This window comes from Kitasatospora sp. NPDC049258, assembly GCF_040678895.1.
Taxonomy (GTDB): Bacteria; Actinomycetota; Actinomycetes; order Streptomycetales; family Streptomycetaceae; genus Kitasatospora.
Genome location: NZ_JBFAQT010000012.1, coordinates 149,759 through 176,305, shown reverse-complemented (window position 1 = coordinate 176,305; position 26,547 = coordinate 149,759). Strand labels below are relative to the sequence as shown.

Genomic DNA, 26,547 nt, shown 5'->3' with positions numbered 1-26,547 from the left:
CCGCGCCCCCTCCCGAGCCGGCACCGGCCTCACCGCCGCCCGCCCCGTCCCGCCCCGTCCCGTCCCGTCCTCGCGCTCCCCCCGGCCGCCCTCCTCGGGCCGGCCGGCTCCGTCCCGCGTCCCGAGAGGGTCTCGATGAACCGCCAGTCCAACCGCCTCACCTTCGGCGTCCTCGCGACCGGCGCGGGCGTGTTCGCCCTGCTCCAGTCGCTGATCACGCCCGCCCTGCCGACCGTCCAGGCGGCGATGCACACCTCGCAGTCCACGGTCACCTGGGTGATGACCGCCTATCTGCTGTCCGCCTCGATCTTCACGCCGATCCTCGGCCGGGTCGGCGACCTGGTCGGCAAGAAGCGCACGCTGGTCGCCGCGCTGGTCGCCCTGCTGGTGGGCTGCCTGGTGGCCGCGCTCGCCCCGAACATCACCGTGCTGATCGTCGCCCGGGTCCTCCAGGGCATCGCCGGAGCGCTGTTCCCGCTGTCCTTCGGCATCATCCGCGACGAGTTCCCGGCCGCTCGGGTGCCCGTCGGCATCAGCAACCTGTCCGCGGTGATCGCCGTGGGCAGCGGTCTCGGCATGGTGCTGGCCGGACCGATCGTCGGCGCGCTCGACTACCGCTGGCTGTTCTGGTTCCCCGTGATCATCGTCGCGATCACCGCGCTGATCGCCCACCGCTACGTCCCCGAATCGCCGACCCGCACCGAAGGGAGCGTCAACTGGCTCGCCTCGCTGCTGCTCTCCGCCTGGCTGGTGGCTCTGCTGCTGCCGATCAGCCAGGCCTCCCGGTGGGGTTGGGGCTCCGCGACGGTGATCGGGCTGCTCGCCGCGGCCGTGCTGCTGTTCGCCCTCTGGGCGCGGGTCGAGGCCCGCTCCCGCAACCCGCTGATCGACCTGCGGATCATGCGCCTGCCGGCGGTCCGGACCACCAACACCGCCGCGCTGCTCTTCGGCGGCGGCATGTACGCGGTCTGGGCCTTCCTCCCCGGCTTCGCGCAGACCCCGTCGTCCGCGGGGTACGGCTTCGGGTCGAGCGTCACCGGCGCCGGCCTGCTGATGCTGCCGATGCTGGTCGCGATGTTCGTGGCCGGCATCCTCGGCGGGCGCCTCGCCGGACGCTTCCCGGCCAAGGCACAGCTGACCACGGGCGCCGTCCTCGGCTCGATCGCCTGCGCGCTGCTCGCCGCCCGGCACGGGCAGCAGTGGCAGGTCGCGCTGGCGGCCGGCGTCTTCGGCCTCGGCATCGGCCTGGCCTTCGCCTCGATGAGCAACCTCATCGTGCAGAGCGTGCCGGCCGCGCAGACCGGCGCGGCCACCGGGATGAACGCCAACATCCGCACCATCGGCGGCTCGATCGGCGCCGCCCTGATGTCCGGCCTGGTGACCGGCCACCTCCAGCCGTCGGGCCGGCCCTACGGCTCCGGCTACACCCACGGCTTCACCATGCTGGCCGTGTTCTGCCTGGCCGCCGCCCTGGCCGCGCTCCTGGTCCCGACCCGGCGCACCGCCTCGATCACGGTCGCCGCGGCGGCTCCGCAGCGGGAGAGCGTCCGCAGCTGAAGCCCGCCTGGGCGGGGCCCGGCGAGGCGGCGGAAACCGGGTGCACGCGCGGGGGCGGGCTGGCAGCATGCCGCCATGCAACCCACCGCCGCCACCTCCGCCGATGCCGCGCTCGATGCTCTGGAAGGCCTGGCGCTGGGTGACGCCTTCGGGGAGCGCTGGTTCCCGCTGTTCCGGCCGGCCCGGCAGGCCTTCGACGAGATCCGGGAGCGCCGGATGCCGGAGGAGTCGCCGTGGCACTGGACGGACGACACCGCGATGGCGCTGTCGGTGCACCGCGTCGTGACCCTGCACGACGCCGTCCACCAGGAGCAGCTGGCCGAGGCCTTCGCCGCGACCTACCTGGCCGACGCCTACCGCGGCTACGGCCACGGGATGCACCAGCTGCTGCCCAGGCTCGCCGCGGAGCCGTCCGGTTGGCGCACCGAGACGCGCAGGCTGTTCGGCGGCGAGGGCAGCCTCGGCAACGGGGCGGCGATGCGGGTCGCGCCGCTCGGCGCGTGGTTCTGCGCGGACCTGGAGGAGGTGGCCGAGCAGGCCGCCTTCTCCGCCGAGGTCACCCACGCGCACCCCGAGGGCGTCGCGGGCGCGGTGGCCGTGGCGCTGGCCGCCGCCCTGGCGGCCCGCAGCCGGAGCGGCCCCGCGCCGCACGGCCCGGAGCTGCTGCGCGAGGTGGCCGGGCGCACGCCCGCCGGGGCGATCCGCGACGGGCTGCGCCGGGCCGCCGAGCTGCCGGCCGACACCGAGCCGTGGCACGCCGCCGACCTGCTCGGCAACGGGCAGCGGATCCGCGCGAGCGACACGGTGCCGTTCGCGCTGTGGTCCGCCGCGCACCACCTGGACAGCCTCACCGACGCGCTGTGGACGACCGCGGAAGGGCTCGGCGACGTGGACACCACGTGCGCGATCACCGGCGGCACGGTGGCCGCGCGGACCGGCCTGGCCGAGGTCCCGAGTGCCTGGACCGAGCGGCGCGAGCCGCTCCCCGCCTGGGTCCACGAAGGCTGAACCGGGCCGCCACGCGCCACCCGCTCCCCGTATGCTCACCGGACCGCACCGCCGCACCCGGGCGCCCCGCCCCGGGCGGATGCGGGCCGGGCAGCGCGGCGTGATCATGGACAGACGCCGGTGATGTGCGTGACGAGGGAGAGCGGCAACGGTGCACAGCGAGGCACCCGAGGGCGACGACCGGGCCCGCGCCCCCGCCCCGGCGGGCGGCGGTGACCCGGAGCTGCTGCGCGGCGCGCTCGACTGCGCGCCGACCGGCATCGCGGTCGCCGACGCCCACCTGCGCTGGCGCTACGCCAACCCCGCCTTCGAGCGCGCCACCGGGGTACAACCGGGGGAGCTGGTGGGCCGCCCCGCGGCCGACTCCGCGCTCGCCGCCGCCGCGCCGCTGCTCGCACGGGCGCTGGCCGACCCCCACGACGACGGGACGACCGGCCGGCTCCCACCCGAGGGCGGCGCGCCGGGCTTACGGCTGAGCTGCCGGCGGGTCACCGTCCACGGCCGGACGGTCGGCGTGGTCGCCGTGCTGGCGGCCGCCGCCGAGGACCGCGCCGCGGACGGCGCCGCAGGCGGTGAGCCGGACACCGGAGCGGACCGCGCCGCGGCCCGGCTGGCCACGGTCAAGGCCGCCTCCGGAGAGATCGGGACCACCCTGGACCCCGACCGGACCTGTGCCGAACTCGCCCGGTTCGCGACCGCCGAGGGGCTCGCCGACATCGCGGCGGTGGACCTGCTGCCGATCGGCCGGACCCCGCACATCGGCGACCGGGTGCGCCTGCACCGCGCCGCGCTGGCCACCGGGCCGCTCGGCGGCGCCGACACCTCGGCGCTCGCCCGGCCCGGCGGGAGCGTCCGCCACCACCACGACTCCCCCACCGCCGAAGCCCTCGACACCGGCCGGACCGTCAGCATCGACCTGGGCAGCACCCCGCCGGCCGCCGGCGGCGGTGCGGCCGGCGCCGACCCGGCCGGCTACCGGGCAGCCGGGGCCCGGCACCTGCTGGTGGTGCCGCTCGCCGCCCGCGGCCACATCCTCGGCGTCCTGCAGCTGGGCCGGCTGCCCGGCGCGCGCCCCGGCTTCACCGACCACGACCTCGCCCTGATCGGTGACCTCGCCGGTCACGCCGCGCTCGCCATCGACAACGCCCAGCGCTACACCGGCTCCCAGCACGTCGCCCTCGACCTGCAGCGCGCCCTGCTCGCCAAGCCGGCCAACCCCCACCCCAACCTCGAACTCGCCACTCGCTACCTGCCCTCGGGCAGCAGCTCGGTGGTCGGCGGCGACTGGTACGAGACGGTCCGGCTGCCCTTCGGCCGCACCCTGCTGGTGATCGGCGACGTGATGGGCCACGGGGTCGAGGCCGCCGTCGACATGAGCACCTACCGCTCCATGCTGCGCTACACCGCGAGCATGGACCTGCCCCCGCACCGGATCCTGCGCCAGCTCGACACCCTGATCACCGAGAACGAGTCCTCCCGCCCCGCCACCTGTCTGCTCGCCCTCGCCGACCCGGCCCGCAACCGCTGGACGCTCGCCAGCGCGGGCCACCTCCCGCCCGCCCTGATCACCCCGGGCCGGCCCACCGAACTCCTCCAACTGCCCACCGGCCCACCGCTGGGCACCGGCCTCGCCGACTACGAGCAGACCATCCGCCCGCTCACCCCGGGGCAGACGCTGCTGCTCTACACCGACGGCCTGGTGGAGCGCCGCGGCGAGGACATCGACGTCTCGCTGGCCAGGCTCGCCGACCTCCCGCTGCCCGCCTCCGGCGACCTGGACGACCTGCTCGACACCGTCCTGCACCACCTGGCCGGCCGGCCCGCCGACGACGACACCGCCCTGCTCGCCGCCCGCCCACGCCCCCGCTGACGGCGCCGCCCGCCGCACCATCGGTCACGCCACCGCCCGCATCACCGAGGCGGAAAGGCGCTTCGCCGCGCCCGCGCGGAGAATCGTCTGAGGCACCGGATCGAGGAGGCCACCGTGGACCAGGATCCCGGCGCACCGGAGGAGGCGGCGCTGCGCGCGGTCGGAGTGCGTCTGCACCTGCGCTTCGACGACACCTACGGCGCGGACGCCGTCGAGCGGGCCGTGGACACCGCCCGGCACAGCTTCGACACCAGTCCGATCCGCTCGTTCATCCCGATCCTGGTCGAACGCCAGGTCGCCGACCGCCTGCGCGCCGCCGACGCCGCCCGGCCGACGGACAGCGCGGCCGGCTGACGGACCGCGCCGCCGGCCGACCCCGCCGGGCCGGGCCGCCGTCAGGTCCGGGACTTGGCGCGGACGTGGATCCGCTCGCCCTGCCGTCCGAACAGGCTGAGGACCTCGACGGGCCGCCCGTCCGCGCTGCTGAACCAGTGCGGCACGCGGGTGTCGAACTCGGCCGCCTCCCCGGCGCCGAGGACCAGATCGTGCTCGGCGAGGACGATCCGCAGCCGCCCGTCCAGCACGTACAGCCACTCGTAGCCCTCGTGCGCGCGGAGCTCCGGCTCGGAGCCCCGGTCAGGGATGATCATCTTGTAGGCCTGGAGCGGCCCGGGGCTCCGGGTCAGCGGCACGAAGGTGCCGCCGTTGGCCAGGGCGCGCGGGGTCAGCCTGACCCGGGGATCTCCGACCTCGGGAGCGCCGACCAGGTCGTCCAGCGGCACCCGGTAGGCACCGGCGAGCGGCAGCAGCAGCTCCAGGCTGGGGCGGCGCTGTCCGGACTCCAGCCGGGAGAGGGTGCTCTTGGAGATGCCGGTCAGCTCGGAGAGCGCCGCCAGGGTGAGACCGCGCTTGTCGCGCAGCCGCCTGAGCCGCGGCGCGACCTCCTCGAGGACCGCCTGGTAGGTCGGTACTTCGTCCATGCCGGCCATTCCATCCCGCTGTCCCGGAATCGGCAACAGAAATTGCCACCCGATCCGGCGAGGTGCACGCTCCTCGGCATGAGCGCACACCACCACCACGGCAACGGCCACGAGCACCAGCAGGGCCACGGGCACGGGCACGGCAGCACCGAGATCGACTGGGCGGCGATGGCGGCCCACCTGGAGCGCAACGGCGAGGTGCAGCTCCCGGCCCTGCGCGGGACCGCGGCCCGCCTCCGCGAGCTGCTCGGCCCGGACCGCGAGGTCCGCCGGATCCTCGACGTCGGCAGCGGTCCCGGCGTGATGACCTGCGTCCTCGCCGAGACCTTCGCGGACGCCGAGGCGGTCGCCGTGGACGGCGCGCCCGGGCTGCTGGAGCACACCCTCGCCCGCGCCGAGCGGCTCGGCCTCCGCGGCCGGGTCGGCGTCCGGCACGCCGAGCTGCCCGAGGGACTGCCCACCGCGGACGGGCCCGGCGGGGGCGGTCTGGGCCCGGCCGACCTGATCTGGAGCAGCAAGGCCGTGCACCACCTCGGCGACCAGCAGGCGGCGCTGACCGGGCTGGCCGGGCTGCTGCGGCCGGGCGGCCTGCTCGCCATGGCGGAGGGCGGCCTGCCGGTCCGCTTCCTCCCCCGCGACATCGGCATCGGCCGGCCCGGTCTGCAGGCCCGGCTGGACGCCCTCCAGGAGGACTGGTTCGCCACCATGCGGGCCGAACTGCCGGGCAGCACCCCGGTGGTGGAGGACTGGCCCGCGATGCTCGGCCGCGCCGGGCTGACCGACACCGGCAGCTTCACCCTCGTCCTCGACCTGCCGGCGCCGCTGGACGACACGGCCCGGGCCTTCCTGCACGCCCAGCTCACCCGCCTGCGGGAGATGGGCGAGGCCTTGGACGCCACGGACCGCGAGACGCTCGACCTGCTGGTCGATCCGCAGGCGCCGGAGGGCATCCTGCGCCGGCCCGACGCCTTCCTGCTCTCCGCCACCACGGTCTTCACCGGCACCCGCCCGGCCCGTTGACCGCGCCGGGCGCCGTGCGCCGGCAGGCCCGCGGCGCCCGCCACCTCGCCCGCCGTCGTCCGACGGCCGGCCCTCGGGAGTCACCCGGTAGATCGGAGCCCACCTTGAAGTCGCTCACCGCAGGACCTGACGAGGCCACGGCCGCACGGGCGAAGGGAACACCGGCGGTCCGGTGGGCGCTGGCGGGCCTCTCGCTCTCCATGCTGCTGTCCTCGCTCGGCACCAGCATCGCCAACGTCGCGCTGCCGACGCTGGCACAGGCCTTCGACGCCTCGTTCCAGCAGGTCCAGTGGATCGTCCTGGCCTACCTGCTGGGCATCACCACCCTGATCGTCAGCGTCGGACGCCTCGGGGACCTCACCGGCCGCCGGCGGCTGCTGCTCGCCGGGATCCTGCTGTTCACGGCGGCCTCGGTGCTGTGCGCCCTCGCGCCCACCCTCTGGCTGCTGATCGCCGCCCGGGCGGCGCAGGGGCTCGGCGCCGCCGTGATGATGGCGCTGACCCTGGCGTTCGTCGGTGAGACCGTGCCGAAGGAGCGGACCGGCAGCGCGATGGGGCTGCTGGGGACGATGTCCGCGATCGGCACCGCGCTCGGCCCCTCGCTGGGCGGCGCGCTGCTCTCCGGGCCGGGCTGGCGGGCGGTCTTCCTCGTCAACGCGCCGCTGGGCCTGATCACCCTGCTCCTCGCGTACCGCCACCTGCCCGCCGACCGGCGGGAGGCCAGGACCGACCGGATCCGCTTCGACGGGCTCGGCACGCTGCTGCTGGCGCTGACCCTCGCGGCCTACGCGCTCGCCATGACGATCGGGCACGGCCGCTTCGGGGTGCTCAACCTGGCACTGCTGCTGGCCGCCGCCGTCGGGGTCGGCGTCTTCGTACGCACCGAGGCGCGGGCCGCCTCGCCGCTGGTCCGGCCGGCGATGTTCCGGGACCGGCGGCTGAGCGCGAGCCTCGCGATGAGCACGCTGGTCTCGACGGTGATGATGGCCACGCTGGTGGTGGGGCCGTTCTACCTCTCCAGGACGCTCGGGCTCGGCACGGCCCTGGTCGGGCTGGCCCTGTCGGTCGGGCCGGTGGTCGCCGCGCTGACCGGGGTGCCGGCCGGTCGGGTCGCCGACCGCTTCGGCGCGGCGCGGACGACCGCCGTCGGGCTGGTCGGGGCGGCCGCCGGTTCCGTGGCGCTGGCCGTGCTCCCGTCCTCGCTCGGCGTGGCCGGCTACCTCGGCCCGCTCGTGGTGATCACAGCCGGCTACGCGGTGTTCCAGACGGCCAACAACACCGCGGTCATGGCGGAGGTCCGGCCGGAGCGGCGAGGCGTCACCTCCGGTCTCCTCAACCTGTCGCGCAACCTCGGGCTCGTCACCGGGGCCTCCGTGATGGGTGCGGTGTTCGCCCTGGCCTCGGCGACGACCGACGTCGGCACCGCGGGCCCGGCGGCCGTCGCCACCGGGATGCGGGTCACCTTCGCCGTGGCGGCGGTCCTGATCGCCGCCGCCCTCGCCCTCGCCCTCGGCAACCGGGCGCGGCCGGCCTGAGCCGCAGGCCGGGCGGGGCGCCCAGCCGGGCGGGGCGCTCAGCCGGCCGGGGCGCTCAGCCGGCCGGGGCCGCCTCGCGCAGGAAGCCGGCCAGTAGTTCCGTCACCTCGGCCGGCCGCTCCAGGCCGGGGAGGTGGCCGGCCCAGGGCAGTTCGAGGTGCCGGGCGTCGGGGAGCAGCTCGGGCAGCCGGGCCGCGATCTGCCGGAAGTCCGCGACGTCGTGGGCGCCCGAGACGGCCAGCGCGGGAGCCTTGATCTCCGCCAGGTCGACCTCGACCTTGAGCCGCCCGGCTCCTTCAGGAGCGGCCAGTTGCACCTCGAAGGCGTCCCGCTGCATCCGGCGGACCAGCTCGCGGGCCGCCTCGTCGGCCTCCGGGCCCAGCCAGGTGGCGACGTTGAGTTCCACCGCCGCCGCCACGTCGCCCGCCTCGAGCAGGGTGTCCTCCCGTCCGCCGAACTCGCGCAGTTCGGCGGACGGTTCGTGCCCCGGCAGCCCGGCACACAGCAGGGCCAGGGCGGTCACCCGGTCCGGCCGGCGGGCGGCGACCTCCAGGGCGACCTGCCCGCCGTACGAGGAGCCGACCAGCGCCGCCCGCTCGATGCCGAGCGCGTCCAGCAGTTCCAGTACGTCCGCCGCGTCGTTGTGGCGCCGGGCCGGCAAGGGGCTGCGGCCGAAGCCCCTGAAGTCGCAGCGCACCACCCGGTACCCGGCCTCGGCCAGCGCCGTCCACTGCGGATCCCACATCCTGCGGTCGCACACGGCGGAGTGCAGCAGGACCAGCGCGGGGCCGTCCCCGGTCACATCATGATCAAGAGTCATGCCGCAGACCCTAGAGGGCGGCCGGACGGAGCACCTCCGATTATCGCCGGCGCCCCGCCGCCGGCAGGCCTGGAGCCCGCCACCCCGCGGTGCGGGTGACGGGCTCCCAGGGGCGGATCCGGCGGGCGGATCGGTCGGGCGGATCCGGCAGGCGGATCAGTCGCGCAGGGCGAGCAGCAGGGCCGGCACGATGAGCAGCAGCAGCCAGGGCTCGGCGAGGGTGACCACGCCCAGGCCGGTGTAGACGGCGGCCTCGGCGGCCCGGCGGCGGGTGCGGCGGCGCTTCTTCGCCGCCTTCTTGTCGGCCTTCCGCTCCAGCTTGCCGTCCTGCTGCGCCTCCTGCGGCGCGTCCTGCTTCTCGAACGGCTGCGGCAGTTCGTCGCGGTTCTCGAACATCGGGTACTCCTCGGGGGTTGTTTGCGTATGCGGTGCGGTGAGCGGTGGGTCGGAGCGCCGGGTCAGGCGAGGTCGGCGTCCGGGATCCAGGAGCCGTGGATCATGGCGGGCACCCGCCGGGGCAGGTGGACGGTGGCGACCGGCGGCAGGCTCAGGTCGGAGGCGTCCAGGACGAGCAGCCTGGAGGCGTCGGCGTTCAGGTCGCTGACCACGGTCAGCAGGTAGCCGGCATCCTCGTCCGCGCCGTCGGCGGCAGCCACGAACACGGCCTCGCTGGGGAGTTGGCCGGTGCCGACCGGCCGGAGCTGGCGGGCGCCGGTGGCGCGGTCGTACTTGACCAGGGTGTGGTTGCCGATGCCGAGGTCGTTCGGGAAGGCCAGCGCGTACTGGTAGCGGTGCTCGCGGCCGATGAAGGCGTCGTTGATGGTCGGGAACTCCACGGTGAGGTCGTCGGTCTCCTCCTCGCCGACCCGGCCGGTCGCCAGGTCGATGGTCCAGCGGCGGCTGCGCGAACCGGAGTTGGGCTCGGCGCCGCGATCCGGGGCGCCGACCCACCAGTTCCACGAGCGCTGCCAGCCGGTGCGCCCGACGGAGGGGCCCTCGACGACGATCCGCCCGCGGCCGTCCTCGTAGGCGTTGGCGAGGTGCATCGCGTAGCCCTGGCCGATCTCGAACCAGCGGACCTTGCCCGCGCCGCCCGCACCGCGCGGCATCACCCCGATCCGCGAGGACTGCGCGTCGCTCCAGCCGTACGGGATGCCGGAGTGCTCGGCCGAATCGAAGGTGACCGAGCCCTCCAGGAAGACCACGTGGTGCTCCGTGATGGCGAAGTCGTGCTTCAGCGCGGCGCTGGCGCCCGGCACCTCCTGGCTCTCCAGGACCTGGCCGTCGGCCGAGGCCACGTGGTGGATCAGGTAGGGCGGGAAGGGCGAGGAGGCGAAGAAGTGCAGCTCGCCGGTGGCCGGGTCCTCCTTGGGGTGCGCGGTCATCGCCGAGGTCAGCCGGCCGCCGAAGTCGTAGGCGCCCACCGTCTCCAGGTCGGCCGTCAGCTCGAACGGGAGGTTCGCCTCGCACAGGGCCAGCAGGCGGCCGCCGTGCTCGATGACGTGGGTGCCGGCGGTGCTCGCGGTCAGGTCCGGGCCGTGCTCGGTCAGGTAGGGGGCGCCGTCCAGCGCGGGGGTGTGCACCCAGCGGTTGCGGTACCACTCGGCGCGGCCCTCCCGCAGCCGGATGCCGTGCACCATGCCGCTGCCCTTGAACCAGTGGGTGGGCGTGACACCGGGCTTCGGGTTGTGGCTGTTGCGGATCAGCCGGCCGGTCAGCTCCGGCGGCAGGGTGCCTTCGACGGTCAGGTCGGTGGCGGTGACCTCGTCGGCGACGGGGGTGTAGTGGCCGGTCAGGTAGGGCTTGCTGGTCATCGTGGGGTCTCGTCTCTCGGGTGCCGGCGGGTGCGGTGAGGGCTGCGGTGCGGTGGAGTGAAGTGCGGTGCGGTGCCGTGCGGTGCGGTGCCGTCAGCGGCGCTCGGCGCGGGCCTTCAGCTGGCCGAGCCAGTCCTCCAGGGACTGCCGGAGCGCGTCCCCGAGCAGCTCGGGCTCGGCCTCGACCGGAGCCCCGGCCCAGGACTCCTCGGTGCTCACCGTCACGACCCCGTCGGCCTCCTCGAAGGTCCACACGTGGATGCCCTCGATGCCCTGCACCGGGCCGCCCCAGACGATCCGCTCGCCGGGCACCAGCTGCTGGACGGTGGAGGTGATGTCCAGACCGTGGGTGCGCCAGCGGAAGGTGGCACCGGGGGCGAGCGGGCCCTCGATCGACGCCCGGGTGATGTCGCGGTTCCAGTCGACCCAGGAGTCGATGTCGGTGTGCAGGCGCCAGACCGAGGCGAGCGGGGCGTCCACCGTGGTCGACAACCGGACGACGACGGGGGCGTTCTCGTCGATCGTGACGTCGGGCCCGGTGAGGGCGGCGGTGTCGATGTCGACGGCGGCCTCGATGGCGGTGGCGATGGCGGCCTTGGTGGCGGCGTCGGTGGCGGTGCGGTCGGTGCTCATGTCGGGCTCTCTTCCTTCGATCGGTCTGGCTCTTATGTGTGGTTAACCACTCACTTATCGGCCCGAAGAAACGGCGGCCCCCTGCGGGTGGGCCGCCGCCCCACGGGCGGATCCTCAGTAGTGCCGGATGCCCGCCGTGAGGGTGCGCGTCCAGGGCGCGTCCACCTTGTCGGCGTCCATCGCGGCCACCAGGTGGCACAGCATGCCGACGGCGAAGAACTCCTGGACCTGCCGGTCATCACCCCCGGAGGCCCCGCGGACGTACTCGACCATCCGGGCGTACCCGGCGCGCACGGCCTCGCGGATCGCCGGCTCGGAGACCGCGGCCGCCTGGGCGTGCATCTGCACCAGCAGCAGGTCGCTGTCGCTGATCAGACGGGCGTACGCATCGCCCATCGCGTCGAGCACGGCCTCCGGGGAGCTCCCCGGCGCGGCAGCCGCGCCGGCCTCCAGGCTGGCCCGCACCCGGACGAAGCAGTACTCCACCACCGCGACGAACAGCGCCTCCTTGCTCGGGAAGAGCCGGTAGACGTACGCCTGCGAGATCCCGGCGGCCTTGGCGACCTCCGTGGTCGTGGTGCCGAAGTACCCCCGCGAGGCGAAGGCTCCGATCGCCGTGCGCAGCACCGTGTCGCGGCGCTCCTCGGCGGTGGAGAGTTGGCGTTGGCGTTCCGTTTGCATGTGAGTACTCAACCACTCACACTTTTGGCTGTCAACCCCGGCCGCCTCCGCGCAACGGCGAAGGCCGCCCCCGCCGGTGGCGGGAACGGCCTTCGGCCCTGCGCGGGCGCGATCCGGGGGCCGGGAAGCGGGCCGGATCGGGCGGGATCGGTGAGGATCAGGCCGCCGGCGCCGGGTAGGTCGGGTACTCGACCCCGGAGACGTGCTGGACGACCCGGACGACCTGGCAGGAGTAGCCGAACTCGTTGTCGTACCACAGGTAGAGGATCGCGTTGTCGCCCTCGACCTTCATGGCACCGGCATCGACGATCGAGGCGTGGCGCGAGCCGATGAAGTCGCTGGAGACCGCGTCCGGGGCGCTGATGAAGTCGATCTGGCGCTTCAGCGGCGAGGTCAGCGACACGTTGCGGAGGTAGTCGAGGACGTCCTCGCGGGTGGTCTCGCGGGCGAGCTGCAGGTTGAGGATCGCGATCGAGACGTCCGGCACCGGGACCCGGATCGAGCTGCCGCTGATCTTCGCCTTGAGGTCGGGCAGCGCCTTGGCGACGGCCGAGGCGGCACCAGTCTCGGTGATCACCATGTTGAGCGCCGCCGAACGGCCACGACGGTCGGAGTCGTGGTAGTTGTCCAGCAGGTTCTGGTCGTTGGTGAACGAGTGGACGGTCTCCACGTGGCCGCGCAGCACACCGTACTTGTCCGCCATCGCCTTCAGCGGCGGGACGATCGCGTTGGTGGTGCAGGACGCGCAGGACAGGATCTGCTCGTCCGGCTTGATCGTGTCGTGGTTGACGCCGTGCACGATGTTGGGCACGTCGCCCTTGCCGGGCGCGGTCAGCACCACCTTGGCGATACCGGGGCGCAGGTGCTTGGAGAGCCCCTCGCGGTCGCGCCACCGGCCGGTGTTGTCGATCAGGATGGCGTCGTTGATGCCGTACTCGGTGTAGTCGACCGTGGTCGGGTCGTCCGAGTAGATCACGGTGATCTCGTTGCCATTGGCGATGATCTTGTTGTTCGCCTCGTCGACGGTGATCGTGCCGTGGAACTGGCCGTGGATGGAGTCACGCCGCAGCAGCGACGCCCGCTTGACCAGGTCGTCGCCGCGGCCCTTGCGGACCACGATGGCGCGCAGCCGCAGGCCGTTGCCCGAGCCGGTCTTCTCGACCAGCAGGCGGGCGAGGAGGCGGCCGATCCGGCCGAAGCCGTACAGCACGACGTCGCGCGAGTCGCGGCGCTCCAGCTTGTTGGCCCCGGTGGCGCCGGCCACGGCCTCCGCGGTGAACGCCTCGACGGTGAGGCCGCGGTCGTCGGCGCGGTAGGTCGCCGCGAGCATGCCGATGTCGATCTGGGAGGGACCGAGATCGAGGGTGGTGAGAGCCTCCAGGAACGGCAGCGTCTCGGTGACCGAGAGCTCCTCGCCGGCTATCTGGCGGGCGAACCGGTGGGTCTTGAGGATGCTGACCACCGACTTGTTCACCAGGGAGCGGCTGTGCAGCAGGACGGTGACGTCCCGCTCACGGTGCAGCCTCCCGATGATCGGGATCATCGACTCCGCGATCTCCTCACGGTTCATCCAGTTCGTGAACACGTCTTCGTTGACAGTCACAGGTCCATCTTTCGAGCTAGGCGATGCCTACATGCTAGCTTTGGGACTTTTCGATCAAGGCAGCGGGCCACCCGGAGCGGCCCGCCACCGCCGCCCAGCCGCCCAGGTCAGGCCGCCCCTGCCGGCCCGGGCGCGGCCCAGCGGGCGCGGTCACTGCCGCCCGCCGCCCGCCGCGACCGGCCGCAGCCGGAGCAGCGCGCGGGCCGGCAGGCCGGTCGCACCGAGGCACAGCAGCACGGCGCCGGCGGACAGTGGCAGCGCGGTGCCGGCCGGGACGTGCGGGGCCGAGCCGGTGATCGCCCGGGTGATCGGGACGAGCGTGACCCAGGCGATCACCCCGCCGATCGACAGCCCGGTCGCGGCCACCAGCAGCGCCTCCCAGCGCATCATGCCGCGCACCTGGCGCCGGGTGGTGCCGGCCAGGCGCAGCAGCGCCACCTCGCGGCGCCGGTCCAGGACCGTCATCACCAGGGTGTTGGCGGCGGTGACGGCGGCGAAGCCGCCCAGGACCCCGGCCATCACGGTGTTCGCCCAGGCGCCGATCTCCCGGTCCTTGTCGGTCCGGGCCAGGTAGCCGGCCCGGTCGGTGACCGTGCCCCCGGCGGGGCCGGCGACCGCGGCCAGCGCGGCCGCGACGGCGGCCCGGTCGGCGCCGGGCGCGTCCGCGATCAGCACCTGGCTGTCGTAGCCGGCGGTGACGTGCTGCACCACGGCCGCCCGGGGCAGCAGCACCTGGCCGAAGCCGAGGCCGCGTCCGTAGGTGGCGACCACGGTCGGGCGGGCCTCGGTGCCGTCGCCGAGCCAGAGCGGGGCACGGTCGCCGACCTTGACGCCGAGCGCGTCGGCCAGGCCGGTGTCCAGCGCGACGGTGTCGGCGGAGCGGCCGAGGTCGGCGAGCGAGCCGCTGCGCACCCCGAGGTCGAGCACCCGGGGCAGCTTCGCCGGGTCGCCGCTGATGCCCAGCACGTTGGCGGTGGCGAGGATCCCGCCGTCGCGGTAGACGGCGCCGGTGCGCAGCACGCCGACGGCGGCCTCCACCCCGGGCACCGCGGCGGCCCGGTCGGCGGTGGCGGCGGGCAGGCCCGGGCCGGCGCTGCCGAGCACCTGGTCGGCGGTGACCCCGGCCTGCAGCTGCTCGCCGGCGACGTGGCTGACGGTGCTCTGCATGAACAGCAGGGTGCCGCAGAAGGCCGTGACCATGACGATCGGCGTGATCGCGGAGGCCAGCCGGCGGGCGTTGGCCCGGCTGTTGTCGGCGGCCAGCGAGCCGGCGGCGCCGGCTCCGGCGCGGAGCGGGAGCCCGAGCACCCGGGCGGCGGCCCCGGCCAGCCAGGGGCCGAGCAGCGCGACGGCCATCAGGAAGCACATCACCACGCCGAGCGCGGTGTTGGCGGCGTTCGACCCGTTCAGGTTGGCGGCGAGCACGGCGAGCGTCACCCCGCCGGCGGTGAACACCAGCCCGGTGACCGTCCGCACCGGGCCGGGGCGGACGGGCTCCACGGCGGCGGCGCCGAGGGCCTGGCCGGGCCGCATCCGGGACGGCCGGCGGGCGGCGAGGAAGCCGGCGGCCAGCGCGGCCAGCGAGCAGCCGCCGACGGCGGCGAGCATCGGCACGGGTCCGACCTCCAGCGCGACCGCCCGGGGCACCGCGCCGCGGTCCGCCAGCTCGCCGAACCACCAGTGGGCCAGGGCCAGTCCGGGGAGGATGCCGACGGCGCCGGCGACCGGCCCCACCAGCATCGCCTCGGTGGCGATGGTGCGGCGGATCTGGCGCGGGGTGGCCCCGATGGCCCGCAGCAGGGCGAACTCCCGGGCGCGCTGGCCGGTGGCCAGGGCGACGGTGCTCATCACCACGAAGACGGCGGTCATGGTGGCGACCCCACCGAAGGAGCCGCCGAGGGCGATCAGCATGGTCCGGCTCTCGGTGAGCGCGGGCTGTTCGGCGGTGCCGCGGGCATCGCCGGTGAGCACCCGGGCCGCGCCGCCGACGGCCCGGCGGACCTGGTCGGCGAGCGCCTGCGGAGCGACGCCGGTACGCGGCTGCACGGCGATCGCGTCGACCCGGCCCGGGTGGCCGCCGAGGCGGTCGGCCACCTGGTCGGCGAACCAGGCGGTGGCGGCCGCCGGCTGCTGCGGGCCGGCGGCCGGCGTGGTGGCGAGACCGGAGATCCGGTACGTGGCGGTGCCACCGGGCGCGGTGAGCGCGACCGAGGCGCCCGGGGCGAGGTGGGCGGCGCGCGCGGTGTCCGCGTCCAGCACCACCTCGCCGGCGCCGGGGGCGCGGCCCTCGGCCAGTCGCTCGGCCGGGCCGGCGATGCCCAGCGCGGCGAATCCGCGACCGGTCAGGGCCGGCAGGGCACTCGTACCGGCCTGGTCGGCGGCGCCCGCCGGGATCGGGAACGCGGTGTCGGGGCGGGCGGCGGCCACCCCGGGCTGCTCGGCGATCCGGGCGGCCAGGGCCGCGTCGACCCGGGCCCGCTCCGGCACGGCCTGCTCCCGGGTGTCGGTCTCCTCGCCCGTCCTGACGGTGATCGAGACCGTCGGGTCGGCCGCGACCACCACGGGTGTGTCCGCGTACCGGACCGGCGGCACGCTCGCGGTGATGCCGGTCTGCAGCAGCGTGCCGCAGGCCATGATGACGGCCGCACCGAGCAGCAGGGCGATGAAGGTGCCCGCGAAGGAGGCGGGCCTGAAGCGCACCGAGGCGCGCGCGAGTCCGTTGCTCATGCCGCCGCTCCCAGCGGGCGCGCCGAGAGCGCGACCATCCGGTCGGCGACGGACTGCGGGTCCGGGTGGTGGAGGTCGCCCGCGAAGGCGCCGTCGGCCAGGAAGAGCGCACGGTCGGCGAACGAGGCCGCCACCGGGTCGTGGGTGACCATGACCACCGTCGCGCCCATGGTGTCCACGGCGTGCCGCAGCAGACCGAGCACCTCGTGGGCGGTGCGGGTGTCCAGCGCGCCGGTCGGCTCGTCGGCGAAGACCACGTCCGGCCGGGTGATCAGCGCGCGGGCGATCGCGACCCGCTGCTGCTGACCGCCGGAGAGCTGGCCGGGCCGCCGTCCGGCGTGCTCGCCGAGACCGACCTGGGCCAGCAACTCCCGCGCCCGGCCCCGGTCCTGGCGTCCTCCGGCCAGGCGCTGCGGGAGCAGGACGTTCTGCAGCACCGTCAGCGAGGGGAGCAGGTTGAAGGACTGGAAGACGAAGCCGATCCGGCTGCGGCGCAGCTTGGTGAGCCGGTTCTCGCTCAGCCGGGTGATCTCCTCGCCACCCAGGTACACCTCGCCGCCGTCCGGACGGTCCAGGCCGGCCGCGCACTGCAGGAAGGTGCTCTTGCCGGATCCGGAGGGGCCCATGACGGCGGTGAAGCTGCCCCGGGCGAGCGTCAGGTCGACCCCGCGCAGCGCTTGCACGGCCTCGCCGCCCCGCCCGTAGCTGCGCCGGACCGCGCGCAGCTCGATCGCGGCAGGGGCGGCGGGGCGCCCGTACGGCCCGGCCTGTTCGGCGTGGGTGCGGTCGTGGCGGGGTGCCATGGTGGAGCCTTCCGTCCGGAATCATCACTGGTCAGCGACGAGTTCCAGGCTAGGAAGAGCGCACCCGCCGCACCATGGAGGCCACCGGCGGACCGACGGTGGGGTTATCCCCACCCCTGGCGCAGCCCCGGTTGCGGCCCGTGGGCGACGGCCGGGGCGGGCAGCTCGGGGGCGTCGGCGGCGCTCGGCCGGTGGCCGGCCTTGCGGTGGTAGCGGACCGTCAGGAGCAGGGCCCGGGTCAGGGTCTGGTCCCATGCCGCCAGGCCGTCCCGCAGCAGCAGCCGGCGGGCCGTGGTGGCCTGGATGCTCGCGTGGACGGTGTACGAGGCGGGGTCGGCCACCGTGGCGAGGCCGGCCAGGGCGTTGAGGCAGTGCCCCATCAGCTCCGCCCCGTTGGGCGGGGAGGAGAGGATGAGCAGCCGGCCGAGCGCCACCACTTCCTCGAAGGCCGTCCTGGCCCGGAACGGGGTGCCGTCGGGGAACACCGCCGGTACCTGGGACCAGAGTTCGGCCGCCTTCTGCTCCAGGCACCTGATCGCTCTGGCCCGGAGCACGACCCCTTGCTCGTGGCTCGACCGCGTGGCGGGACGTCGCGAGAACCGGCTCACAGATCGCTCTCCTCGGTTGGTGGTCGCGGTGCGCCGCAGCGGGTGGCCGCGGCCGCGAGCATCCGGAGTCGGGCGGCGCCGGGGGCCCGCGTACCCGATGGTAGGAGCGGTGCGCGGGCTTCGGGGGATCCCTCACGGACCCCTAGGGTTGCGCTCAGGTTCGGCTAAGGCTCCCGCTCAGGTGACGGTCCAGGTCTGGTTGGTCTGGTGCACGCCGCAGTACCACAGCTGCACCGTGGTCCCGTTGCCGGTACGGCCGTTGTAGACGTCCAGGCACAGGCCGGAGCGCACCCCGACCAGGGCGCCGCTCACCCCGGTCCGCCACTTCTGGTTGTCGTCCTTGGTGCAGGGCCGGACCAGCACCGGTGTGCCGGGCTGCACGGAGGCGTTCCACGGGTCGAGGCAGTCGCCGTCCCGGTCGCGGACCTCGCCGGAGCTGGTGAGGGTCCACTGCTGGCCGTGGCCGCCGTCGCAGTCCCGGATGTCGACCCGGGTGGCCCCGCTGGCGGTCAGGCACCGCCCCGAGGCCGCGCTGACCAGGATCTTCAGGGTCGGCACGGCGGCCGCGGACGACGGCGAGGCGGTGGGCGAGGGCGAGTCGGTCGAGGGCGACGGTGAGGGCGAGGGTGACGGTGAGGGCGACGGCGAAGGTGACGGCGTGGGAGAGGCGGCCGGCGGCCGGTTGGACGGCAGCTGGGGCGCCGCGACCGAGGTGCTCAGCCCGTCGGGGGTCGTGACGACGGCCAGGACGGTGACGGCCGCGGTGGTGGCCACCATCCCGGCAGCCAGCATGCCGACGACCTGGGGTGCTCGCAGCCGGGCCTCGATCGCCGGGTAGACCCTGCGCCGGTCGACCCGGCCGCGGCCGGCCGGGCCCAGGGCCGTCGGCAGGCCGGGGCCGGTCAGCGGGTCGGAGGTCGGCTGCGAGCCGGGCCCGGTCGGTGGGCCGGCCGGCCCGACGGGCACCCGGGCCGCGGGCAGCCACTGGGTCCGCGCCTCCTGGAGAGCCGCTCCCGGGGCCGCTCCGGGGGCCGCCCGCGCCGCGTGCTGCCAGCCGCACCGGCATCCGTACGTCGGCCCGGTCCGCTCGCACGCCGCGCACCGCGGTGCTGCTCCCATGGCAGAACTCCTGTCCTCAGCCGCCGGTCCCGGCGGCCACCGCCCGCCCTGGTCACCCTGGTCACCCTGGTCACCCTGGTCACCCGTTCAGGAGATGCAGGGGCCGGACCGGAATAACAGAAATCTCCTGGCCGACGCCACGGCCCCGGTTCAGGCCTGCCGCCGCAGGCGCCGGCGCTCCACCACGCGGCGGCGCCGGTGGCCCCAGGACGCGGCGAGACCGCGCTCCGGATCCGGCGCGAGCCCGAGCACCACCTCGACGTGCGCGCCGCCCAGCCGGCTGCGGAGCAGGCGGACCCGGCCGCGGGTGGCGTTGGCGGCGCTGTGCGCGATGTCCAGCCCGAGGCCGGTCGATCCGCCGGTGCTGGCGCCGCGGGACAGCGCACCGTCCGGGTCCGCGATGCCGGGCCCGGCGTCCTCGACCACCAGGACGACGCTCTGCGCGGTCCGCAGCACGCTCACCCCGAAGGCCGTGCCCTGCGGGGTGTGCCGGAAGACGTTCCCCACCAAGGCGTCCACCACCGCGGCCAGGTCGTCCTCCGGGAGCTGGACGCGGGTCGGCTCGTCGGTGGCGAGGAAGGTGCACGCCCGGCCCTGCTGCTCGGCGAGCATCGACCAGAAGCCGACCCGGCGCCCGGCCACCTCGGCCACCCGGCAGGAGGCCGCCGGGCCGGCCCCGGTCGCGTCCCGGCCGTCGGCACCGGCCCCGGACGGCGCCGGCCGGGTGGACCGCGGGGTCTGGGCCGCGCGGATGATCGAGTCGAGCTCGGACTCCAGCTGGCGCACCGCCGATCCCAGTTGCGGCGAGCCCGGCACCGGCCCGATCCGCTCGGAGGCCACGGTCAGCGCCATCAGCGGTGTCCGCAGCCGGTGCGAGAGGTCGGCGACCAGCTCCCGTTCGCTGGCGAGCAGCTGGGTCACCCGGTCGGCCATCGCGTTGAACGCCAGGCCTGCCTCGTGCAGTTCCGCGGGGCCGGCCGGCTCCACCCGTACCTCCAGGTCGCCGGCGCCGAGCGCGGCCGAGGCCCGGGACAGGCCACGGGAGGCCCGCACCATCCGGGAGCCGAGCCGGTCGGCCACCAGCACCGAGGAGATCACCAGGCAGACGGCGAGCAGCACCATCACCGTCCACGCCCTGGCCACCCCCCGGGTCAGCTCGGCCTGCGGCACGAACTCCTCCACGACCGCCACCCGGGCGCCGTCCAGCAGCACGGGCTGCAGGTAGACCCACCCGCCGGGCACGTCGCCGGAGACGGACTGCCGGTCCCGCACCACCCGTTCCAGCAGCTCCGCCGGTGCGTGCGTCTCGCCGACCACCTGGCCCTCCGGCAGGTGGACGCACGGCCGGTCGGCCGGTCGCATCCCGGCCACGGCCACCGCCAGCTCACCGGGTTGCGGGGAGAGCACCAGCGCGGGCACGACGGCCACCGCCCGCCGTTCGGCGATGGTGGTCGCCTGGGTCTCCACCTGGGTGCGCACCAGCAGGCCGAACGGGATCAGGAAGGACACCGCCACCATCGAGGTGACCACCAGCGCGACCATGGCGAGCGTCGCTCTCACCGCGGAGACACCAGCTTCACGCCGACACCTCGGACGGTGTGCAGGTAGCGGGGCATCGACGCGCGCTCGCCGAGCTTGCGGCGCAGGCACGACAGGTGCACGTCGACGGTCTGCTCGTCCACGTACGGCAGGCGCCACACCTCGGCGAGCAGCTGCCGCTTGGAGACCACCCGCCCGGCGTTCCGGGCCAGGAACTCCAGCAGATCGAACTCGCGTCTGGTCAGCGCCAGTTCCCGGCCGGCCAGTTGCGCGGCGCGGGCCGTGGGGTCGATCCACAGCTCGCCGACGACCAGCGGGGCCGTGCCGACCGCGGCTCCGCCGTCCGGGCCGCCGACGGCCCCGGGCGCCCCGATCGCCGCGGCCGCCCCGGCGTTCACGGTGTGCACCGCACTGCGGCGCAGCACGGCGGCCAGCCGGGCCACCAGCTGGCCGGCGGAGAACGGCTTGACCAGGTAGTCGTCGGCGCCCGCGTTGAGCAGCTTGATGATCTCCCGGTCGTCCGAGCGCGCGGTCGCCACCAGGACCGGGACCTGAGACAGTCCGCGGATCATCCGCAGCGCGTCGGCGCCGTCCAGGTCGGGGAGTCCGAGGTCGAGCACCACCGCGTCCGGCTGCCACTGCGTGACCTCCCGCAGCGCGCCCAGCGCGTCGGGCGAGCTGCGCACCACGAGGCCGTGCGCGGTCAGTTCGTCGATCAGGTAGGTGCGGATGATCGGGTCGTCTTCGACGACGAGCACGGACGTCATGGCGGACACCGTAGCCCACCGTCCGCCCGGCCCCCAGCCTCCGCGAAGTGCGCGAACACCTCGGTGGCCGGGGCCCGGCCGGGGTGGCGGGGCCGGAAATAAGCGGAACATTAGGGCACTGTTAGCCCGCTCTGAACACCACGGACGGGGCCCCGAGCCGCTCGTACGATCGGTCGCACCGGTCCACCGGCCCGGCCCATCGGCCGAGTTCAACGGCCATGGCCACCGGTCCGGTTCGGGGAGTGCCGCGGTCGTGACAGGCCGCCGGAGGTCCCGCTCCCCGGTCGGCGTACGAGGGGCCCCGACAGCCTCCGTACGCCTCCCGGGCGGACCCTCGGGCCTGCCTCCCGAGGGTCCGCCCGACCCCCAGGACACCGCGGGTGTCCCCTACGAAGAAATCGAGTGTGCTCCATGGCCCATCACCGTCTGAAGAAGCGCCGGCGCGTCGTCGTCGGCCTGGTCTCCGCCCTCGCGGTGGCCGGCGGTGGAGCCGCGCTGCTCGCCTCCTCGGCGGCGGCCGGCCCCACACCCGGCACGTACACCTACTACTCCTTCCCCGCCGGCACCGGCTCCCTCAAGGACGTGGTCTGGACGACCACCCCGCAGTCCGATCCGGGCTACACCGCGAACATCTTCTGGAGCCACCAGTTCAGCTTCGACAACGGCCAGGGCGCCTACTTCGGCATGCAGAGCAACGGGGGCGGCAAGCGCACCCTGCTCTTCTCGGTCTGGGACACCGACGACGCCAAGAAGGGCCCCGAGAGCACCTGTGAACCGTTCGGCGGCGAGGGCGAGGGCCAGCACTGCCAGGCCCACGTGGACTGGACCGCCGGCCACAGCTACAAGTTCGCCCTCGCCCCCAAGGGCGACGGCTGGTTCACCGCCACCGTCACCGACGCCACCACCTCCACCAGCACCGAGGTCGGCACCATCAAGGCGGCCAAGGGCGGCCGGACGGCCACCGGCATCAGCCCCGGCGGCATGATCGACTGGACCGAGTACTTCGAGTGGAGCCAGTCCGCGTCCAACTGCTACAACCAGCCCGCCGCCACCGTCGCCTTCGCAGCCCCCACCGGCAACGGCGGCACCGTCACCGCCAAGACCTCCGGCTCCCACGTCAACACCACCTGCGGCGCGGCCGCCAAGGTCGACACCACCGCCCAGGGTTCCGTCCAGCGCACCGCGATCGGCAACAGCGCCCGCGGCGCGGTCCGCAACGACCAGAAGTGCCTGCGCGCACCCGGCGGCGGCAAGGCCGCCCTGTCCGACTGCAACACCACCGCCGCCGACCGCGCCTGGGTGTACGCCACCGACCAGACCCTGCGCCTGCGGTCCGACAACTGCCTCACCGCAGGCGGCCCCAGCACCGCCGTCGCCGCCTGCCAGGGCGACAGCAACAGCCAGGGCAAGGTCAGCGACCCCGCCAAGCGCTGGACCTACGACCCCACCGCCAAGACCTTCAAGAACAACCAGAGCGGCCTGTGCCTCACCGCCATCGCCGACGGCACCACCGCCACCAAGGACTGCACCGGCGGCGCCGACCAGAAGTGGACCCTGCCCACCACCGACACCGCCGATCCCACCCCCGTCCCGCCCACCCCGACCCCGACCCCGACCCCCACGCCCACCAAGCCGGTGCCCCCCACCACCCCGCCCGGCCGCACCACCCCGCTCACCGACCGCACCTGGAGCGCCGCCACCAGCGGCTGGGGCCCCGCCGAGAAGAACAGCAGCAACGGCGAACAGGCCACCGGCGACGGCCACCCGCTCACCATCCGCGGCACCACCTACCCCAAGGGCATCGGCGCCCACGCCCCCAGCACCATCACCTACGACCTCGCCGGCGCCTGCACCAGGCTCACGGTCGACGTCGGCCTCGACGACGAGACCCACGGCAACGGCTCCGTCGGCTTCGAGATCTACCGCGACACCACCAAGGTCGCCGACAGCGGCACCCTCACCGGCGCCTCCCCCGCCAAGCAGCTCACCGCCGACCTCACCGGCGGCAAGCAACTGCGCCTCGTCGTCACCAACGGCGGCGACAACATCGACTACGACCACGCCGACTGGGCCAACCCCCAACTCACCTGCAGCTGACCCCCACCCCGCGGGCCGTACCCGGCACCACCCGGGCACGGCCCGCAGCAACGGGCACCCCGCCGCCGGGCCGGCGTGCGGCAGGAACGACTGAGAAGAGCTGCGCATGAAAACCGAACGGGAAGCCACGGTGGCGGATGTCACGGCCGCTCAGACCGGTGACCCGGCGGCGCTCGACCGGATCACCGCGGCGTTCCTCCCGCTGGTCTACAAGGTGGTCGGCCGGGAGATGGACGGCCACGGGGACGTGGACGACGTGGTCCAGGAGACCATGGTCCGGGTCGTCACCCGGCTCGGCACCCTCCGCGAGCCGCGCTCCTTCCGCTCGTGGCTGGTCGCGGTGGCCCTGAACGAGGTCCGCCGCCGCTGGAGCAGCCAGCAGCAGGCGGTGGCCCCGGTGGAGCCCGACGACCATCTGCCGGATCCGGCCGCCGACTTCGTCGACCTCACCATCCTGCGCCTCGGGCTGCTCGACGCCCATCGCGAACTGACCGAGGCCAGCCGGTGGTTGGACGAGGACGACCGCAGGCTGCTGACCCTGTGGCGGCTGGAGAGCCAGGGCGAGCTGCGCCGGCCCGAGCTCGCCCAGCTGATGCAGATCTCGCCCTGCCACGTCGGGGTACGGATCCAGCGGCTGAAGACCCGGCTCACCGCCAGCCGCGCCGTGGTCCGCGCGCTGGCCGCCTCCCCCGGCTGCACCGGCCTCGCGGCCACCACCGCCGGCTGGGACGGCGCCCTCACCCCGCTGTGGCGCAAGCGCACCGCCCGGCACGTCCGCTCCTGCGCGCCCTGCTCCGGCAACCACGGGGACCTGCTGCCGGTGGAGGTGCTGACCGCCGACCTGGACCTGCCGCTCTCGCTGAGCCGGACGTCCTGACGCCCCGGAGCCCCGCCCGCTCTCGCGTCGCGCACCTCGTCCGGTGGTGGTCAGCTGGAGGGAGGACTGTCCTGCTCGTGCAGCTCGTACAGGGAGACGGATCATGGCGCAGCCGTTCCGAGGTGTGGTCAATCTGGACATCCGGGACTCCGTCCCGGACTGGGGGCCGTACGAGCAGCCGAAGGCGCCGCCGGGCTCCCCGAACGTGCTGTACATCGTGCTCGACGACGTGGGCTTCGGTGCGCTGGGCTGCTACGGCGGCCCGATCGACACGCCCAACATCGACCGGATCGCCGCGACGGGGCTGCGCTACGGCCAGTGGCACACCACCGCGCTGTGCTCCCCGACCCGATCCTGCCTGCTCACCGGCCGCAACCACACCACCAACGGCATGGCCTGCATCAGCGAGGCCGCGGTCGGCTTCCCGGGGGCGAACGGCCACATCCCGCCGCAGTGCGCGACGCTGGCCGAGATCCTGGTGGAGCGGGGCTTCAGCACCGGCCTGGTCGGCAAGTGGCACCTGTGCGCCGAGGACGAGATGAACCTGGCGTCGACCAAGCACAACTGGCCGGTCGCCCGCGGCTTCGAGCGGTTCTACGGCTTCCTGGGGGCGGAGACCAGCCAGTGGTACCCGGACCTGGTGCACGACAACCATCCGGTGCAGCAGCCGGCCACGCCCGAGGAGGGCTACCACTTCGGCGTGGACATCACCGACAAGGCGCTCACCTTCCTCGACGACGTGAAGGCGATCGCCCCGGAACGGCCGGTGTTCCTGTACTACGCGCCGGGCTGCGCGCACGCCCCGCACCAGGTGCCCCGGGAGTGGAGCGACCGCTACCGGGGCCGGTTCGACGAGGGCTACGAGGTGATGCGGGAGCGGACCCTGGCCCGGCAGAAGGAACTCGGGCTGGTGCCGCGGGACACCGAGCTGCCGCCGGTGAACCCGATCGGCACGCCCGAGACGCGCACCGGGCCGAACGGCGAGCCGTTCCCGCCGCTGGACTACACCCGGCCCTGGGCGAGCCTCTCCGCCGACGAGCAGCGCCTGTTCTGCCGGATGGCCGAGGTCTACGCCGGGTTCGTGTCGCACTGCGACGACCAGATCGGCCGGCTGCTGGAGTACCTGGAGGAGATCGAGCAGCTCGACAACACGATCATCGTCGTGGTCTCCGACAACGGCGCCAGCGGCGAGGGCGGGCCGAACGGCTCGGTGAACGAGAACAAGCTCTTCAACGGCGTGGCCGACGACCTGGCCGAGAACCTGGCGATGCTGGACGAGCTGGGCGGGACGAAGACCTACAACCACTACCCGAACGGGTGGGCGATGGCCTTCAACGCCCCGTTCAAGATGTGGAAGCGGTACTCCTTCAACGGCGGCACCTGCGACCCGTGCGTCATCTCCTGGCCGGCCGGCATCGCGGCCCGGGGCGAGGTCCGCGACCAGTACCACCACGCGATCGACGTGGTCCCCACCCTGCTGGACTGCCTCGGCATCGAGCTCCCGGAGACGGTCAAGGGCTACACCCAGCACCCGCTCCAGGGCGTCAGCATGCGCTACAGCTTCGACGCCGCGACCATCCCCACCGCCAAGCACACCCAGTTCTACTCGATGCTCGGCACCCGCGGCATCTGGCACGACGGCTGGAAGGCGGTCACCACCCACCCGGCGATCAGCGGCTGGGGCCGCTACCCGGAGGACACCTGGGAGCTCTACCACACCGAGACCGACCGGGCCGAACTGAACGACCTCGCCGAGCAGGAGCCGGTCAGGCTGGCGGAGCTGGTCGGGCTGTGGTTCCACGAGGCGGGCGCCAACCAGGCGTTCCCGCTCGACGACCGGTCCGCCGTGGAGATCCTCACCACCCCGCGCCCCCAGCTCTCCCCGCCGCGCAACCGCTACCTGTACCGCCCGGGCGGAGCGGAGGTGCCGGAGTCGGTGGCGGTCAGCATCCGCAACCGCTCCTACTCGATCGGGGCCGTGGTCGACCTGCCGGGGCCCGGCGCCTCCGGCGTGCTGTTCGCGCACGGCGGCCGGTTCGGCGGACACGCCCTGTACGTCAAGGACAACCGGCTGCACTACGTCTACAACTACCTGGGCAGCGACCTGCAGTTGGTCAGCGCGACCGAGGACCTGCCGACCGGCACCAAGCTGCTGCTGGCCGCCTCCTTCGACAAGGACGGCGAGGACCCGCCCGGCACCGCCCGCGGCACCCTGAGCCTCTACCACGGCGACCGGAAGGTCGGCGAGGGCCGGATCAGGACCCAGCCCGGCAAGTTCGGGGTCGGCGGCGAGGGCCTGAACGCCGGGCGCGACCTCGGTGAGGCCGTCACCGAGGACTACCCGGGTACCTCCCCCTGGACCTTCACCGGCGGCACCCTGCGCCGGGTGGCCGTCGACGTCAGCGGCGAGCCGTACATCGACCTCGAGCGCGAGGCCGCGGCGATGCTGTCCCGCGAGTGACCGCGCGCGGCGGCCCCGTGCCGTCACG

22 protein-coding genes are annotated in these 26,547 nt (G+C 74.5%); 9 read left to right on the top strand and 13 right to left on the bottom strand.

Translation table 11 applies throughout. The annotated features are described in order from the left end of the window. Positions 1-135 precede the first annotated feature (135 nt). The 4 genes from AB0K43_RS13395 to AB0K43_RS13380 all read left to right on the top strand — a co-directional run bounded on the left by AB0K43_RS13395 (position 136) and on the right by AB0K43_RS13380 (position 4,789). Entirely contained in the window at positions 136-1,557 is a 1,422-nt protein-coding gene (locus AB0K43_RS13395) for an MFS transporter (RefSeq protein WP_363639039.1), read from the top strand. Between the two features lie 75 nt (positions 1,558-1,632). Beyond that, positions 1,633-2,565, top strand: a complete 933-nt coding sequence (locus AB0K43_RS13390) for an ADP-ribosylglycohydrolase family protein (RefSeq protein WP_363639037.1) — start codon at positions 1,633-1,635, stop codon at positions 2,563-2,565. A gap of 151 nt (positions 2,566-2,716) precedes the next feature. Continuing rightward, positions 2,717-4,435, top strand: a complete 1,719-nt coding sequence (locus AB0K43_RS13385; protein WP_363639035.1) for a SpoIIE family protein phosphatase — start codon at positions 2,717-2,719, stop codon at positions 4,433-4,435. A 114-nt stretch (positions 4,436-4,549) separates the two neighbouring features. Next, positions 4,550-4,789 carry a three-helix bundle dimerization domain-containing protein gene (locus tag AB0K43_RS13380; protein WP_363639033.1) on the top strand — a complete coding sequence of 80 codons (240 nt, stop codon included), beginning with the start codon at positions 4,550-4,552 and terminating at the stop codon, positions 4,787-4,789. Between the two features lie 41 nt (positions 4,790-4,830). On the opposite strand, the gene AB0K43_RS13375 is transcribed toward AB0K43_RS13380, so the two are convergent. Continuing rightward, complete coding sequence (locus tag AB0K43_RS13375) at positions 4,831-5,415, bottom strand: XRE family transcriptional regulator (RefSeq protein ID WP_363639031.1); 585 nt, start codon at positions 5,413-5,415, stop codon at positions 4,831-4,833. Between the two features lie 78 nt (positions 5,416-5,493). Between AB0K43_RS13375 and AB0K43_RS13370 the strand changes: the two genes are divergently transcribed. Both AB0K43_RS13370 and AB0K43_RS13365 read left to right on the top strand, forming a co-directional pair. After that, the gene (locus AB0K43_RS13370) at positions 5,494-6,435 is read left to right on the top strand and encodes a class I SAM-dependent methyltransferase (protein WP_363639029.1); all 942 of its coding nucleotides are present in this window, start codon (positions 5,494-5,496) and stop codon (positions 6,433-6,435) included. 104 nt (positions 6,436-6,539) lie between these two features. Beyond that, a complete protein-coding gene (locus tag AB0K43_RS13365; RefSeq protein ID WP_363639027.1) occupies positions 6,540-7,970 on the top strand; it encodes an MFS transporter in 1,431 nt (476 codons plus the stop codon). 55 nt (positions 7,971-8,025) lie between these two features. Here AB0K43_RS13365 and AB0K43_RS13360 read toward each other — a convergent pair whose 3' ends face one another. The 12 genes from AB0K43_RS13360 to AB0K43_RS13305 form a co-directional block, all read right to left on the bottom strand. Beyond that, the gene (locus AB0K43_RS13360) at positions 8,026-8,790 is read right to left on the bottom strand and encodes an alpha/beta hydrolase (RefSeq protein WP_363639025.1); all 765 of its coding nucleotides are present in this window, start codon (positions 8,788-8,790) and stop codon (positions 8,026-8,028) included. 156 nt (positions 8,791-8,946) lie between these two features. Beyond that, positions 8,947-9,186 carry a hypothetical protein gene (locus AB0K43_RS13355; RefSeq protein WP_363639023.1) on the bottom strand — a complete coding sequence of 80 codons (240 nt, stop codon included), beginning with the start codon at positions 9,184-9,186 and terminating at the stop codon, positions 8,947-8,949. Between the two features lie 62 nt (positions 9,187-9,248). Beyond that, entirely contained in the window at positions 9,249-10,604 is a 1,356-nt protein-coding gene (locus AB0K43_RS13350) for a carotenoid oxygenase family protein (RefSeq protein WP_363639021.1), read from the bottom strand. Positions 10,605-10,697: 93 nt separating this feature from the next. Further along, positions 10,698-11,237: an SRPBCC family protein gene (locus AB0K43_RS13345; RefSeq protein WP_363639019.1), complete on the bottom strand. Its 540-nt coding sequence runs from the start codon at positions 11,235-11,237 to the stop codon at positions 10,698-10,700. Between the two features lie 114 nt (positions 11,238-11,351). Next, on the bottom strand, positions 11,352-11,918 hold the full coding sequence (locus AB0K43_RS13340; RefSeq protein ID WP_363639017.1) for a TetR/AcrR family transcriptional regulator: 567 nt from the start codon (positions 11,916-11,918) through the stop codon (positions 11,352-11,354). 157 nt (positions 11,919-12,075) lie between these two features. Next, positions 12,076-13,521 (bottom strand): glyceraldehyde-3-phosphate dehydrogenase, encoded by a 1,446-nt coding sequence (locus AB0K43_RS13335; RefSeq protein WP_363639015.1) that lies wholly within the window; start codon positions 13,519-13,521, stop codon positions 12,076-12,078. Positions 13,522-13,671: 150 nt separating this feature from the next. Then, complete coding sequence (locus tag AB0K43_RS13330; RefSeq protein ID WP_363639013.1) at positions 13,672-16,248, bottom strand: FtsX-like permease family protein; 2,577 nt, start codon at positions 16,246-16,248, stop codon at positions 13,672-13,674. Beyond that, entirely contained in the window at positions 16,245-17,051 is an 807-nt protein-coding gene (locus AB0K43_RS13325) for an ABC transporter ATP-binding protein (protein WP_363639011.1), read from the bottom strand. The genes AB0K43_RS13330 and AB0K43_RS13325 overlap by 4 nt, the downstream gene beginning before the upstream one ends. Positions 17,052-17,155: 104 nt before the next feature. Continuing rightward, positions 17,156-17,605, bottom strand: a complete 450-nt coding sequence (locus AB0K43_RS13320) for a hypothetical protein (RefSeq protein WP_363639009.1) — start codon at positions 17,603-17,605, stop codon at positions 17,156-17,158. Between the two features lie 231 nt (positions 17,606-17,836). Next, positions 17,837-18,778, bottom strand: coding sequence for an RICIN domain-containing protein (locus AB0K43_RS13315; protein ID WP_363639007.1), 942 nt, complete (start codon positions 18,776-18,778; stop codon positions 17,837-17,839). Between the two features lie 150 nt (positions 18,779-18,928). Continuing rightward, positions 18,929-20,338 carry a HAMP domain-containing sensor histidine kinase gene (locus tag AB0K43_RS13310; RefSeq protein WP_363639005.1) on the bottom strand — a complete coding sequence of 470 codons (1,410 nt, stop codon included), beginning with the start codon at positions 20,336-20,338 and terminating at the stop codon, positions 18,929-18,931. Beyond that, the gene (locus tag AB0K43_RS13305; RefSeq protein ID WP_363639003.1) at positions 20,335-21,084 is read right to left on the bottom strand and encodes a response regulator transcription factor; all 750 of its coding nucleotides are present in this window, start codon (positions 21,082-21,084) and stop codon (positions 20,335-20,337) included. Before AB0K43_RS13305 ends, AB0K43_RS13310 begins: the two co-directional genes overlap by 4 nt. Positions 21,085-21,495: 411 nt before the next feature. On the opposite strand from AB0K43_RS13305, the gene AB0K43_RS13300 reads away from it, so the two are divergent. From AB0K43_RS13300 to AB0K43_RS13290, 3 genes are all read left to right on the top strand, one after another. Beyond that, positions 21,496-23,181 carry an NPCBM/NEW2 domain-containing protein gene (locus AB0K43_RS13300; protein WP_363639001.1) on the top strand — a complete coding sequence of 562 codons (1,686 nt, stop codon included), beginning with the start codon at positions 21,496-21,498 and terminating at the stop codon, positions 23,179-23,181. Positions 23,182-23,287: 106 nt separating this feature from the next. Next, positions 23,288-24,058, top strand: a complete 771-nt coding sequence (locus AB0K43_RS13295) for a sigma-70 family RNA polymerase sigma factor (protein ID WP_363638999.1) — start codon at positions 23,288-23,290, stop codon at positions 24,056-24,058. 103 nt (positions 24,059-24,161) lie between these two features. Further along, complete coding sequence (locus tag AB0K43_RS13290; RefSeq protein ID WP_363638997.1) at positions 24,162-26,519, top strand: arylsulfatase; 2,358 nt, start codon at positions 24,162-24,164, stop codon at positions 26,517-26,519. Positions 26,520-26,547 lie beyond the last annotated feature (28 nt).

Excerpts from the sequence above, each read along its gene's own strand:
- AB0K43_RS13300 (WP_363639001.1), top strand. The coding sequence starts at position 21,496 with ATGGCCCATCACCGTCTGAAGAAGCGCCGGCGCGTCGTCGTCGGCCTG.
- AB0K43_RS13350 (WP_363639021.1), bottom strand. The coding sequence starts at position 10,604 with ATGACCAGCAAGCCCTACCTGACCGGCCACTACACCCCCGTCGCCGAC.
- AB0K43_RS13390 (WP_363639037.1), top strand. The coding sequence starts at position 1,633 with ATGCAACCCACCGCCGCCACCTCCGCCGATGCCGCGCTCGATGCTCTG.
- AB0K43_RS13290 (WP_363638997.1), top strand. The coding sequence starts at position 24,162 with ATGGCGCAGCCGTTCCGAGGTGTGGTCAATCTGGACATCCGGGACTCC.
- AB0K43_RS13305 (WP_363639003.1), bottom strand. The coding sequence starts at position 21,084 with ATGACGTCCGTGCTCGTCGTCGAAGACGACCCGATCATCCGCACCTAC.
- AB0K43_RS13375 (WP_363639031.1), bottom strand. The coding sequence starts at position 5,415 with ATGGACGAAGTACCGACCTACCAGGCGGTCCTCGAGGAGGTCGCGCCG.
- AB0K43_RS13345 (WP_363639019.1), bottom strand. The coding sequence starts at position 11,237 with ATGAGCACCGACCGCACCGCCACCGACGCCGCCACCAAGGCCGCCATC.
- AB0K43_RS13370 (WP_363639029.1), top strand. The coding sequence starts at position 5,494 with ATGAGCGCACACCACCACCACGGCAACGGCCACGAGCACCAGCAGGGC.
- AB0K43_RS13340 (WP_363639017.1), bottom strand. The coding sequence starts at position 11,918 with ATGCAAACGGAACGCCAACGCCAACTCTCCACCGCCGAGGAGCGCCGC.
- AB0K43_RS13330 (WP_363639013.1), bottom strand. The coding sequence starts at position 16,248 with ATGAGCAACGGACTCGCGCGCGCCTCGGTGCGCTTCAGGCCCGCCTCC.
- AB0K43_RS13360 (WP_363639025.1), bottom strand. The coding sequence starts at position 8,790 with ATGACTCTTGATCATGATGTGACCGGGGACGGCCCCGCGCTGGTCCTG.
- AB0K43_RS13325 (WP_363639011.1), bottom strand. The coding sequence starts at position 17,051 with ATGGCACCCCGCCACGACCGCACCCACGCCGAACAGGCCGGGCCGTAC.
- AB0K43_RS13355 (WP_363639023.1), bottom strand. The coding sequence starts at position 9,186 with ATGTTCGAGAACCGCGACGAACTGCCGCAGCCGTTCGAGAAGCAGGAC.
- AB0K43_RS13395 (WP_363639039.1), top strand. The coding sequence starts at position 136 with ATGAACCGCCAGTCCAACCGCCTCACCTTCGGCGTCCTCGCGACCGGC.
- AB0K43_RS13295 (WP_363638999.1), top strand. The coding sequence starts at position 23,288 with ATGAAAACCGAACGGGAAGCCACGGTGGCGGATGTCACGGCCGCTCAG.
- AB0K43_RS13315 (WP_363639007.1), bottom strand. The coding sequence starts at position 18,778 with ATGGGAGCAGCACCGCGGTGCGCGGCGTGCGAGCGGACCGGGCCGACG.